Source organism: Methylobacterium sp. Leaf361 (genome assembly GCF_001424445.1).
Lineage (GTDB): Bacteria > Pseudomonadota > Alphaproteobacteria > Rhizobiales > Beijerinckiaceae > Methylobacterium.
This window is the reverse complement of sequence record NZ_LMPY01000045.1, coordinates 128,916-141,205: the sequence shown is the minus strand read 5'-3', so window position 1 is coordinate 141,205 and position 12,290 is coordinate 128,916. Positions and strand designations below refer to the sequence as shown.

Here is a 12,290-nt window from a genome sequence, read left to right as displayed (position 1 = left end):
GGGGCCGGACCGGCCGGGGCCGGTCCGGCGTGCGGGTCAGTGGGCCTTGAGCTCGACGCGGCGGATCTCGCCGACCACCACGAGGTAGCAGAAGCAGGCGACGAGGGCGTTCAGGCCGACGAAGACCAGCGCGCCGTTGAACGAGCCCGTGCTCTGGACGATGTAGCCGATCGCGATCGGCGTGGTGATGCCGGCGGTGTTGCCGAAGGTGTTGAACAGGCCGCCCGAGAGGCCGCCGCTCTCCCGGGGCGAGGTGTCGGCGACGACCGCCCAGCCGAGCGCGCCGATGCCCTTGCCGAAGAAGGCGAGCGCCATCAGGCCGACCACCAGGGCGTCCGCCTGGACGTAGTTGCAGCCGATGATGCTCATCGACAGCAGCATGCCGCCGACGATCGGGATCTTGCGGGCCGCCGTCAGCGAGAAGCCGCGGCGCAGGAGCATGTCGGAGATCACGCCCCCGAGGATGCCGCCGATGAAGCCGCAGAGCGCCGGCAGCACCGCCGCGAAGCCGGCCTGCAGGATCGACAGGCCGCGCTCCTTGACGAGGTAGACCGGGAACCACGTCAGGAAGAAGTAGGTCAGCACGGTGATGCAGTACTGGCCGACATAGATGCCGAGCAGCATCCGGTTGGCGAGCAGCTGGCGCAGCGTCCGGCCGGCATCGCCCTGCTTGGACCGGCCCTGGCCGTCCATGTCGAGCAGCGCGCCGCCGGCCTCGATGTAGTCCCGCTCCGCCTGGTTCATCGACGGGTGGTTCTTCGGGCTGTCGACGACGCGCAGGCAGAGCACCGCGAAGGCGATGCCGAGCAGGCCCATGCTGGTGAAGACGTGGTGCCAGCCGAAATTGTGGACGATCCACGCCATCAGCGGCGTGAACAGCACCGTGGCGAAGTACTGCGCCGAGTTGAAGAACGCCGAGGCCATGCCGCGCTCCCGGGTCGGGAACCATGCGGCCACGATCCGGGCGTTGGCGGGGAAGACCGGCGCCTCGGTGAGGCCGACGGCGAGGCGCAGCGCGAAGAGCAGCACCACGGCGGTCAGGCCGGTGAAGAAGCCGACGGCGCCCTGGACCAGCGTGAAGGCCGACCAGAGGGCGACGGCGGCGGCGTAGACCCACTTGACGCTGTAGCGGTCGAGGAGCCAGCCACCCGGGATCTGGGCGAGGACGTAGGACCACGCGAAGGCCGAGAAGACGTAGCCCATCTGGACCGGCGAGAGGCCGAGTTCCTTGGCCATGTCGGGGCCGGCGATCGAGATCGTCGCGCGGTCGGCGTAGTTGATGGTGGTCGCGGCGAACAGCATCGCGACGATCAGCAGGCGGACGCGGGTGCGGCGCTGCGCGTCGGCGGCGGCGAGCAGGGTGCTCGGCGCGCCGGTCGAACTGGCACTCATGGACGTTCTCCCTGGCTCGTCGCCGCCCGGTTGATCCGGGAGGCGGGTCGTGGCCGCCGTTGGCTCGGCGGGTCTATCTTGGGTGTCCAGGCGGGGGCTCAGCGCCGGTCGCCGATCAGGGCAGTCAGCTCGGCGCGCTCGGCCGCGTCGAGCTCGGTCAGCGGCGGCCGGACCGGGCCGGCGTGGCGACCGACGGCGCTCATGCCCGCCTTGACGATCGAGACCGCGTAGCCGCGCTTGCGGTTGCGGATCGCGATGTAGGGGAGGACGAAGTCGCGCAGCTCCCGGTAGACCGCGTCGCGGTCCCGGCGGCGGACGCTGTCGTAGAAGGACAGCGCCCATTCGGGCAGGAAGTTGAAGATCGCCGAGGAGTAGGTGGTGACGCCCATCTCCACGTACGGCAGCGCGAAGGTCTCGGCGGTGGGCAGGCCGCCGACATAGGTCAGGCGGTCGCCCAGGGCCGCGTAGACCCGGGTCATCAGCTCGACGTCGCCGACGCCGTCCTTGAAGCCGACGAGGTTCGGGCAGCGCTCGCACAGGCCGGCCAGCGTCTGCTCGTTGAGCTGGGCGTTGGCGCGGTTGTAGACGATGATCCCGAGGGAGGTCGCGCGGCAGACCGCCTCGATATGGGCGGCGAGCCCGGCCTGCTCGGAGCCGACCAGGTAGGGCGGCAGCAGCAGGATCCCGTCCGCGCCGGCGGCCTCGGCGGCCCGGGCCATCTCGACCGCCAGGGCGGTGCCTTGGCCGGCGGGGGCGATGACCGGGGTCCGGCCGCGGGTCTCCTCGACGGCGGCGCGCAGGACGCGGTCGATCTCGGCGGGCGTCAGCGAGAAGAACTCGCCGGTGCCGCCGGCGGCGAACAGGCCCGACACCCTGTAGTCGGCGAGGCGCCCGAGATTGTCCCGGTAGGCGGTCTCGTCGAAGCTGAGGTCGTCGCGGAAATGCGTGACCGGGAAGGACAGCAGGCCGGAGCCCAGCACGCGCGCCATCTCGGCCGGGGTCATGCTCGCCATCACTTCTCTCCCTGATACGCACCGTTCGGTGTCGCGTCCGGGGTTAGGCGCCAGCGTTACATGCGTCCAACGTTGATTTTGGCTGGATTATCCCAGATCCTGCATCAATGTTCGATCTCGGCCATGCCCGCAGCTTCGTCGCCGTTGCCGAGGAGATGCATTTCGGCCGGGCCGCGGCCCGGCTGCACCTCACCCAGTCGCCCCTGTCGCGGCAGATCCAGATGCTGGAGCAGACGCTGGGCGTGACGCTGCTGGAGCGGACCACCCGGGCGGTGCGCCTGACCCCGGCGGGCCGGACCTTCCTGGCCGAGGCCTACCGGGTGCTGGCGGCGGCCGAGAACGCCGCCCGCATCACGCGGCGCGCCGCCCGCGGCGAGAGCGGGGTGCTGCGCCTCAGCTTCACCGCCGCCTCGGCCTACCGGACGCTGCCGCAGGTCGTCGCCCATGTCCGCCGGACGCTGCCCGAGGTCGACCTCGTGCTGGAGGAGATGGTCTCGGACGAGCAGATCCTGGCGCTGGGCGAGAACCGCACCGATCTCGCGATCCTGCGGCCGGCGCCGGTCCTGCAGGATCCGAAATCCGCGATCGCCACAGCGCCGCTGGCGCGCGAGCGGCTCCTGCTCGCGGTCCCGCGCGGGCACCGCCTCGCGACGGCGCGCGACCCGACCCTGCGGGACCTCGACGGCGAGGCCTTCGTGACGTGGTCACCCCGGGGCGGGCGCTACTTCATCGACCTGCTCGACCGTCTGTTCGAGGCCGGGGGCGTGCAGCCGCGGATCGTGCAGCGGGTGAACCAGGTCCACGCGATGCTGGCCCTCGTCGGCGCCGGCATCGGCGTCGCGCTGGTTCCGGGCAGCGCCAGGGGCAACAGCATGGCCGACATCCGGCTCCGGCCGATCGCCCTGCCGGCCACGACCGGGCCGGAGCTGTGGCTCGCGTGGCGCAGCGACAACGCCAATCCCTGCCTGCCCTCGGTGCGGGCGGCGGCGCTGGAGACCGGCGAGGCGTGACCGCCGGCGCCGGCCTGGAAAGTCGGTGCGGCCGGCGATAGGCTGCGCGCTCGCCCCGCTTCCGGTCGCGCAGCCGGCCGGGGCCGCCCCTCCCGGATCAGGCAGGCACCATGAAAGTTTCGGCCGACCTCTGCATCGTGCCGATGGGCGTCGGCCCGTCGGTCTCGCCCTACGTCCGCGAGATCAAGGGGATCATCGAGTCGAGCGGCCTCACCGCCACGATGCATCCCAACGGCACGAACATCGAGGGCGAGCTGTCGGAGATCTGCGCGCTGGCGGAGCGGTGCGAGGCGAGGCTCGCCGAGCTCGGCGTCCAGCGGACCTTCTTCACGCTGATCTTCTCGACGCGCCGCGACAAGGACCAGTCGATGGCCGACAAGCTCGCCGCGGTCTCCTGACCGCGACCGCCGCGGCGCGTCATCCCGGGGTCGTTCTCCGAACCCGCGCCGAATGAGGTGCGGGTCCCCGCTCGTGCGGGAGAGGGGGCGCGTCGCGGCTGGCTCGACCGGTGACGCGTCCTCCGGACCGTCGCGACGCGAACGAGAAAAGCCCTAGCCGTGGCAGGCGCAGCCGGCGTGCTCGCAGCCGGCGTGATCCTTGTGGCCGTTCGCGCAGTCGTCGCAGCAATAGGCCTTGCCGTCCCGCGACACGGCCTTGGCGACCGGGATCACGCAGACGCAGTCCTGGCAGGCGCACTTCACCATCTCGACGTCGACGCTGGCCATGATTTCCTCCTCCGGCGGGACAGTCCGCATGTCGACGTTAGAGCCGCTGCGGCGGCGAGGAAACCCTTCTCCGGGCGCGGTGACGCGCCCGTGATCCCATTCGCCCGCTCGCGCGTTCCCCAGGTCCGGTGCTCGCTGCGCCGGGTGGAGGGCGCCATGGCCGATCAGAACACCGACGACGTCCGGATCGAGCCCTATGACGGGCCTGCGGGCGGCTGGGGCTCGGCCCGCTCCCTCGTCGAGATCCTGACCCGCGAGGGCGTGCCGGTCACCGGGTCGGCGATGCTGCTCAAGCAGAACAAGCCGGACGGCTACATGTGCACCTCCTGCGCCTGGGCGAAGCCCGCCAAGCCGCTGGCGTTCGAGTATTGCGAGAACGGCGCCAAGGCGACGGCCTGGGAGCAGACGCGCCGCCGCGCGACGCCGGACTTCTTCGCCGCGCACACGGTGACGGAGCTTCTCGGCTGGAGCGACTACGCGCTGGAGGAGCAGGGCCGCCTGACCCACCCGATGCGCTACGATCCGGCGACAGACCGCTACCGGCCCGTCGCCTGGGCGGAGGCCCTGGCCGAGATCGGCCGTGAGCTGAAGGAGCTGCGCGCGCAGGACCCGCGGTCGGTGGTGTTCTACGCCTCCGGTCGGGCGTCGCTGGAGACGAGCTACATGTGGGCCCTGCTCGCCCGGCTCTACGGCAACAACAACCTGCCCGACTCCTCCAACATGTGCCACGAGCCGACTTCGGTGGCGCTGCCGCAGTCGATCGGCGCGCCGGTCGGCACGGTGCTGCTGGAGGATTTCGAGACCACAGACCTGATCTTCTTCTTCGGCCAGAACGTCGGGTCGAACTCGCCGCGGATGCTGCACCCGCTCCAGGAGGCGCGGCGCCGGGGCGCGCAGATCATCACCTTCAATCCGCTGCGCGAGCGCGGGCTGGAGCGCTTCACCGACCCGCAATCGCCGGTCGAGATGCTCACCCGCTCGTCCACGAAGATCTCGACGCAGTACCATCAGGTGAAGGCCGGCGGCGACCTCGCGGCGCTCACCGGCCTGTGCAAGGCGCTGATCGCCCTCGACCGGGCCGCGGAAGCCGCCGGCCGGCCGCGGGTGCTCGACCACGCCTTCATCGCCGAGCACACCCACGGCTTCGAGACCTTCGTCGCCTTCTGTGACGGTCAGGACTGGGCCGCGCTGGAGCGGCGCTCCGGCCTCACCCGGACTGCCCTGGAGGCCGCCGCCGAGGTCTACGCCCGCGCGAAGGCGGTGATCGGCATCTACGGGATGGGCCTGACCCAGCACCGCAAAGGCACCGAGACCGTCCGCATGCTCGTGAACCTGCTGCTGCTGCGCGGCAATATCGGGAAGCCCGGAGCCGGGATCTGCCCAGTGCGGGGCCACTCGAACGTGCAGGGCCAGCGCACCGTCGGCATCACCGAGAAGCCGGAGCTGGCGCCGCTGGACAAGCTGCGGGAACTCTACGGCTTCGAGCCGCCGCGGGAGAAGGGCCTCAACACCGTCGAGACCTGCGAGGGCGTCCTCGACGAGCGTGTGAAGGCGTTCATCGGGCTCGGCGGCAACTTCCTGCGGGCCGTGCCCGACACCGCCCGGATGGAACCGGCCTGGCGGCGGCAGCGGCTCACCGTGCAGATCTCGACCAAGCTCAACCGCTCGCACCTCGTGACCGGCGCCGTCGCCTACGTCCTGCCCTGCCTCGGCCGGATCGAGATCGACCGGCAGGCGAGCGGCCCGCAAGCCATATCGATGGAGAGCTCCACCGCCCAGTTCCACGGCTCGCGGGGCGTGGCTGACCCGGTCGGACCGCACCTGCGCTCCGAGCCCTGGATCGTGGCGGAGATCGCCAAGGCGACCCTGCCGCCCAATCCCCGCATCGACTGGGATGCCTGGGTCGGCGACTACGCCCGGGTGCGCGACGCGATCGAGGCGACCTATCCGAGCGTGTTCCACGACCTGAACGGCCGCATGTTCCACCCGGGCGGCCTGCTGAAGCCGCTGGGCGCCCGCGACCGCAAGTGGGAGACCGACACCGGCAGGGCGAATTTCGCGGTCCCCGAGGGCTTGGAGGCCGATCCGGACCTGCCCGACCGGGGTCCAGAGGTGCTCGACCTCATCACGCTGCGCTCGAACGACCAGTTCAACACCACGGTCTACGGCTACGACGACCGCTTCCGCGGGGTGAAGGGCACCCGGGACGTGCTGTTCATGAACCGCCGGGACATCGCGCGGCTGGGGCTGAGGGACGGGATCAGCGTCGACGTGGCGACCGAGGCGGACGACCAGGTGACGCGGCGCGTCGGCGGGCTGCGGGTGATCGCCTACGACATCCCCGAGGGCAACTGCGCCGGATACTACCCGGAGTTGAACGTCCTGCTGCCGCTCTGGCACTACGACGAGCAGTCCAAGACTCCCGCCGCCAAGGCGATCACCGTGCGGGTGACGGCCGCGACCGCCGCACCCTGAGCGGAGCGTCTGGCGTCCGGTCGCGCCTTCCGGCAAGGAACGACCATGGACCAGGCGACTCCTCCCGACGCGCGACCGGACGCTCCGGTGGAATCGCGGCTGCGCGCGCTCGTCGGCCGGATCGCCGCCGGGGCGCCCCTGCGCGAGCCGGGCGCGGACCTGTCGCAGCTGAGCGCCGGGCCGGGCGCCCTCGCGGATGTGCCGGAGGCCGGCCTCGTCAGCGACGCCGAATCAGGCGGCCTCGCGCTCGCCGGCGCGGACCTGTCCCGCGCCCGCATGGAGGAGGCCGATCTCTCCGGCGCGAACCTGCGCGGGGCGAGCCTGTCCGGCGCGGTGGGGCGCTCGACCCGCTTCACCGGGGCGATCCTGGAGGCGGCCGACCTGTCGGAAGCCGATCTCTCGGGGGCGGACTTCACCGGCATCGTCGCCGGGCAGGTGAAGTTCGCCGGGGCGATGCTGGAGGATGCCCGGTTCGGCCAGGCCGCGATGCGCTTCGCCGACCTGTCCGGCGCCCTGCTCGACGGGACCGACTTCACCGGCGCCGATCTGTGGGGCGCGGATTTCTCCGGGGCGGACGCGGACGACACGGTCTTCCGCGGGGCGCGGCTCGACGAGGCCAAGCTCGCCGACGCCAACCTGACCCACGCGGATTTCGCCGAGGCCAGCCTGACCAAGGCGAGCCTCGCCGGCTCGCGGCTGCGGGGCGCGCACTTCACCGGCGCGAAGCTCGACGGCGCCGATCTCTCGGGGGCGGATCTCTCCGACACCGACCTCGTGCGGCTCAACCTCGCCACCTGCCGGTTGCGGCACGCGCGCTTCGCCGGCGCGTGGCTCAACGGCACGCGGATGAGCGTGGAGCAGCTTGGCGGCGCGGTCGGCGAGGAAGTGGCCGGCGCCTACGACGCCGCCCAGGCCAGCTACCTCGCCCTGGAGCAGAACTGGAAGAGCATCGGCAGCCACGACGCGGCGAGCTGGGCCTACAAGCGCGGCCGCCGGATGGGCAGGTTCCACGCCGGTCAGCAGGCCCGCGCCGCCTGGTCCGACCGGGACTGGTCCGGATTCCTGCGGCACGGCTATCGCTGGACCGCCGACCGCTTCGTCGAGTGGCTGTGCGATTACGGTGAGAGCCTGTCGCGCATCGCCCGCGCCTTCGCGCTGCTGATCGTGCTGTTCGGCGGCCTCTTCGGCCTGACGGGCGGCCTGTTCATCGTGGAGGGACCGGAGGCCGGGCCGACCTACAATCCCCTCGATCTCCTGAGCTACAGCGCGCTCAACATGATGACCGCGAACCCGCCCGAGATCGGCTTGAAGCCCACCGGCCGCGTCACCAACCTACTGGTCGGCATCGAGGGCGGCGTCGGCATCATCCTGATGGGGCTGTACGGCTTCGTCCTCGGCAACCGCCTGCGGCGGTGACCCCGATCGCGTCCGGGCCGCTCAGTCGTTCACGCTGAGCCGCTCGATGACGAGGCTCAGATCCTTGCGCAGGGCGCGGATCTCAGGCTCGCTGAGTTCGAGCTGGCACATCACGCTCTCGCGGACCGAGACCGCGTCGGCGCGTAGGGCGGCGCCCTCTGGCGTCAGGGCGATCTCGACCTCGCGCTCGTCCGACTGGCGCCGGGTCCGGAGCAGGAAGCCCGCGCTCTCCAGGCGCTTGAGCACCGGTGTCAGCGTGCCGGAATCGAGGCGCAGGCGCCGGCCGATCTCGGAGACCGTGACGCCGTCCTGTTCCCAGAGCACCAGCAGGACCAGATATTGCGGATAGGTCAGTCCGAGCCGCTCGAGCAGCGGCCGGTACGACTTGGTCATCCGATGCGCGGCAGCATAGAGCGCGTAGCAGAGCTGGTTATCGAGAAGCAGCGGATCCGTCTCCGGCTGCGCCTCAGCCGTATCGGCAGTATACGCCATATCGTTCGCCCATCGCGGTCCACGCACCGCCATTCTCGACCGCGACCGCGGGTTCGTCACCATACCATAACACGGGATACCGGCGCGCAAGCTCCGGTCGTCCGGCCCGTTCTCTTAACAACCCTATGGGGTTCGTCTCGGTGTTCGTCCCCCGCCCGCGACGGGCGGGAGCGCCGCCAGGCTGTCGAGGAAGCCGGCCTCGTCCTCGAGCGTCCGGAGATCGAGGCGGACGGCCTCGTCGCTGATCCGGCCGATCACCGGCACGGGGAGCCGGCGCAACTCCTCGGCGAGCCGCCGGCACCGGCCGCCCGCGCCGCGGCTGCCCGCCGAGGCCGGCGCCAGGACCAGGGCGGCGCTGGGCAGCGTCTCCACCGGCAGTGCGCCGGATCCGATCTGGCTGATGCACTCGGCGACCGTGACCGCGGCGCGGCCGGCGAGCCGCTCCGCCACTGCGGGGGCGAGGCGCTCGGCCTGGGCGGCGATGCTGTCGCGGTCGCGGGTGAGGAGCCGCAGGGTCGGGAGATCCGCGCGCAGCCGCTCCGGGTGCAGGTAGAGCCGCAGCACGGCCTCGAGGGCCGCGTAGGTCATCTTGTCGACGCGCAGGGCCCGCTTCAGCGGATTCTTTCGCACGCGGGCGATCAGGTCCTTCCGGCCGGCCACGATGCCGCACTGGACCGCGCCGAGCAGCTTGTCGCCGCTGAAGGTGACGACGTCGGCCCGCTCCAGGGCGGCGCGGATCGTGGGCTCGGGGGGCAGCCCGTAGGCCGCGAGGTCGACGAGGCTGCCGCTGCCGAGATCGTCCGCCAGCGGTACGCCGCGCTCCCGGCAGAGGGTGTGGAGGGCCACGGGATCGGCCACCGCGGTGAAGCCCGCGATGGCGTAGTTGCTCGGGTGCACCTTCATCACGAGGCCGGTGCGGGGCCCGAGAGCCTCCGCGTAGTCGCGCAGGTGGGTGCGGTTGGTGGTGCCGACCTCGCGCAGGCGGCAGCCGGCCCGCACCATAACGTCCGGCACCCGGAACGAACCGCCGATCTCCACGAGCTCGCCGCGGGAGACCACGACCTCCTTGCGCATGGCGAGCGCGTTCAGCACCAGCAGCACCGCGGCCGCGTTGTTGTTGACCACCACCGCGGCCTCGGCGCCGGTCAGGCGGCAGATCAGGCCCTCGACATGGTCGTCCCGCTCGCCCCGGGCGCCGGTCTCGAGATCGAACTCGAGGTTGCTCGCCTGCACCATCACGGCGGCCACCGCCTCCGCGGCCGAGCGGGGCAGCAGGGCGCGGCCGAGATTGGTGTGCAGCACCGTGCCGGTCAGGTTGAAGACCGGCCGCAGCGACGGCCGGCGCTCGGCGGCGAGCCGCGCCGACGCCGCGGCCCGGATCGACTCCGCGTCCGGGACGGGGCCGCCCCCGGCCCGGATCTCGGCCAGCACCGCCCGGATCGCGTCCGTGAAGGCCGTCCGCCCGTAGGTCTCGAGCTCCGCCGCCGACGCGCCGCCGACGAGGCGCTCCACCGCGGGAATCCGGCGCGGGGACGGCGCCGGGTCGTCGGCCTGCGGGGTGGGGACGGGCGCGTTCATGGCAGGCCAGAGATATAACCATCCCGGTGCACGGAGCCAGCCCGTCGACGCGCGGATAATGCGCGCAGGTTGTTCCGGTCCCGGCCCGACGGTAAGGGCAGATCCTGAAATCGGCGCCCGAGAGTCCATCGCACCCGCGCGGGGCGGGCTCGGCCGCGCCAACACCGCCGAGCCTTCTCGGGAGACGTCACCATGTCCCGACCTTCGATCCAGATCCACCCGATGATCCTGTGCGGGGGGACGGGGACGCGGCTGTGGCCGGCCTCGCGGGAGAGCATGCCCAAGCAGTTCGCCCGTCTGGTCGACGCCGAGCGCTCGACCTTCCAAGCGACGCTGGCGCGGGTGTCGGACGCCACCGTCTTCGCCACGCCCACCGTCATCGCCTCGGCCGAGGCCCGCTTCATCGTCGCCGAGCAGCGCGACCAGCTCGGTCTCTCCGCCGACATCCTGCTCGAGCCGCAGGGCCGCGACTCCGCCGCCGCCGTTGCGGTCGCGGCGCTGCACGCCGCCGCCAGCGACCCGCAGGCCGTGGTGCTGATCATGGCYGCCGACCACGTCGTGCCCGACACGGCGGCCTTCGTSGACGCCGTGCGGCGCGCGGCCGCCGGCGCCCAGGCCGGCTACACGATGACGCTCGGCATCGAGCCCGACCGGCCGGCCACCGATTACGGCTACATCCGCCGCGGCGAGCCGATCGCCGAGGCCGAGGGCGCGGCCCGCGTCGCCCGCTTCGTCGAGAAGCCGGACCGGGCCGGCGCCGAGGCGCTGATCACCGACGGCGCCCTGNGACGCCGTGCGGCGCGCGGCCGCCGGCGCCCAGGCCGGCTACACGATGACGCTCGGCATCGAGCCCGACCGGCCGGCCACCGATTACGGCTACATCCGCCGCGGCGAGCCGATCGCCGAGGCCGAGGGCGCGGCCCGCGTCGCCCGCTTCGTCGAGAARCCSGACCGGGCCGGCGCCGAGGCGCTGATCACCGACGGCGCCCTGTGGAACTCGGGCTACTTCCTGTTCCGCGCCGACCTGATGCTGGCCGAGCTGGAGGCGTTCGTCCCCGAGGTGTTGGCGGCCGCGCGCGCGGCCCTGGAGGCGGCGGTGACCGACCTCGACTTCGTCCGCCTCGACGCGGCGGCCTTCGCCCAGGCGCCCAAGATCTCGATCGACTACGCGGTGATGGAGCGGACCGCCCGGGCCGGCGTGCTGCCGGTGTCGTTCGCGTGGTCGGATGTCGGCACCTGGGACGCGGTCTGGCAGGTACTGGACCACGACGAGGCCGGCAACGCCGTGCGCGGCCGGGTGTCGCTGATCGGGACCAAGAACAGCCTCGTGCACAGCCAGGGCGAGGGCCTGACCGCGGTGGTGGGCCTGGAGGACGTGGTGGTGGTCTCGNCATGCCAGAGGAATTGCTGATCGATCTCACTGCGACCCGGCAACGCCGTGCGCGGCCGGGTGTCGCTGATCGGGACCAAGAACAGCCTCGTGCACAGCCAGGGCGAGGGCCTGACCGCGGTGGTGGGCCTGGAGGACGTGGTGGTGGTCTCGACCCCCGACGCGGTGCTGGTGGCGTCCAAGGCGCATTCCGGCAAGGTGAAGGAGCTGGTCGGCGCCCTGCGGGCGCAGGGCGCACCGGAGGCGGACGCGCACCTGCGGATGTATCGGCCCTGGGGCTGGTACCAGCGGATCGACCTCGGCGAGCGCTTCCAGGTGAAGCGGATCCAGGTGGTGCCGGGCGGGCGGCTGTCGCTGCAGAAGCACTACCACCGGGCGGAGCACTGGGTGGTGGTGCGCGGCACCGCCGAGGTCACGATCGACGAGCGGGTGGTGCTGGTCCACGAGAACGAGGCGGTCTACCTGCCGATCGGCTCGNGAGCACTGGGTGGTGGTGCGCGGCACCGCCGAGGTCACGATCGACGAGCGGGTGGTGCTGGTCCACGAGAACGAGGCGGTCTACCTGCCGATCGGCTCGATGCACCGGCTGGCCAACCCCGGCAAGATCCCGCTGGAGTTGATCGAGGTCCAGGTCGGCTCCTACACCGGCGAGGACGACATCATCCGCGTCGAGGACATCTACGGCCGCTGAGCGCCCGGCCGGGCAGCCTGCGACCCGATCACCCGCAGGCGCGCCCGGAACATGCGGCCACCCCGATCGATAGCCTAGCGTGTGGCCGCTCCCGTGCGGCCGCGCCGC

Annotated in this window: 10 protein-coding genes and 3 pseudogenes; 8 read left to right on the top strand and 5 right to left on the bottom strand. The window is 72.0% G+C overall.

Translation table 11 applies throughout. From position 1 onward, the window contains the following. Positions 1-36 precede the first annotated feature (36 nt). Together ASG32_RS24385 and kdgD are read right to left on the bottom strand one after the other, a co-directional pair. The gene (locus tag ASG32_RS24385; RefSeq protein WP_056531571.1) at positions 37-1,392 is read right to left on the bottom strand and encodes an MFS transporter; all 1,356 of its coding nucleotides are present in this window, start codon (positions 1,390-1,392) and stop codon (positions 37-39) included. Between the two features lie 98 nt (positions 1,393-1,490). Beyond that, positions 1,491-2,405 (bottom strand): 5-dehydro-4-deoxyglucarate dehydratase, encoded by a 915-nt coding sequence (gene kdgD, locus ASG32_RS24380; RefSeq protein WP_056531569.1) that lies wholly within the window; start codon positions 2,403-2,405, stop codon positions 1,491-1,493. A 107-nt stretch (positions 2,406-2,512) separates the two neighbouring features. On the opposite strand from kdgD, the gene ASG32_RS24375 reads away from it, so the two are divergent. Both ASG32_RS24375 and ASG32_RS24370 read left to right on the top strand, forming a co-directional pair. Further along, on the top strand, positions 2,513-3,415 hold the full coding sequence (locus ASG32_RS24375) for a LysR family transcriptional regulator (RefSeq protein ID WP_056531568.1): 903 nt from the start codon (positions 2,513-2,515) through the stop codon (positions 3,413-3,415). Positions 3,416-3,525: 110 nt separating this feature from the next. Then, the gene (locus ASG32_RS24370) at positions 3,526-3,813 is read left to right on the top strand and encodes an MTH1187 family thiamine-binding protein (protein ID WP_056531566.1); all 288 of its coding nucleotides are present in this window, start codon (positions 3,526-3,528) and stop codon (positions 3,811-3,813) included. A gap of 153 nt (positions 3,814-3,966) precedes the next feature. On the opposite strand, the gene ASG32_RS24365 is transcribed toward ASG32_RS24370, so the two are convergent. Next, positions 3,967-4,140, bottom strand: a complete 174-nt coding sequence (locus ASG32_RS24365) for a metallothionein (protein ID WP_020090747.1) — start codon at positions 4,138-4,140, stop codon at positions 3,967-3,969. Between the two features lie 156 nt (positions 4,141-4,296). On the opposite strand from ASG32_RS24365, the gene ASG32_RS24360 reads away from it, so the two are divergent. Both ASG32_RS24360 and ASG32_RS24355 read left to right on the top strand, forming a co-directional pair. After that, positions 4,297-6,615, top strand: a complete 2,319-nt coding sequence (locus tag ASG32_RS24360; RefSeq protein ID WP_056531563.1) for an FdhF/YdeP family oxidoreductase — start codon at positions 4,297-4,299, stop codon at positions 6,613-6,615. Between the two features lie 45 nt (positions 6,616-6,660). Then, a complete protein-coding gene (locus tag ASG32_RS24355) occupies positions 6,661-8,031 on the top strand; it encodes a pentapeptide repeat-containing protein (RefSeq protein ID WP_056531561.1) in 1,371 nt (456 codons plus the stop codon). Between the two features lie 21 nt (positions 8,032-8,052). On the opposite strand, the gene ASG32_RS24350 is transcribed toward ASG32_RS24355, so the two are convergent. After that, a complete protein-coding gene (locus ASG32_RS24350) occupies positions 8,053-8,523 on the bottom strand; it encodes a MarR family transcriptional regulator (protein ID WP_056531559.1) in 471 nt (156 codons plus the stop codon). Between the two features lie 123 nt (positions 8,524-8,646). Continuing rightward, entirely contained in the window at positions 8,647-10,101 is a 1,455-nt protein-coding gene (selA, locus tag ASG32_RS24345) for an L-seryl-tRNA(Sec) selenium transferase (protein WP_056531557.1), read from the bottom strand. 192 nt (positions 10,102-10,293) lie between these two features. Between selA and ASG32_RS32905 the strand changes: the two are divergent. The 4 genes and pseudogenes from ASG32_RS32905 to ASG32_RS35365 form a co-directional block, all read left to right on the top strand. Beyond that, a pseudogene (locus ASG32_RS32905) lies at positions 10,294-10,887 on the top strand (sugar phosphate nucleotidyltransferase); the annotation flags it as partial. A 1-nt stretch (position 10,888) separates the two neighbouring features. Beyond that, positions 10,889-11,491, top strand: a pseudogene (locus ASG32_RS32900) (sugar phosphate nucleotidyltransferase); the annotation flags it as partial. A 39-nt stretch (positions 11,492-11,530) separates the two neighbouring features. Next, positions 11,531-11,968 (top strand): annotated as a pseudogene (gene cpsB, locus ASG32_RS32895) (mannose-1-phosphate guanylyltransferase/mannose-6-phosphate isomerase); the annotation flags it as partial. A 1-nt stretch (position 11,969) separates the two neighbouring features. Next, on the top strand, positions 11,970-12,182 hold a 213-nt coding region (locus ASG32_RS35365; protein ID WP_157862125.1), incomplete at its 5' end, for a cupin domain-containing protein. Between the last annotated feature and the right edge of the window lie 108 nt (positions 12,183-12,290).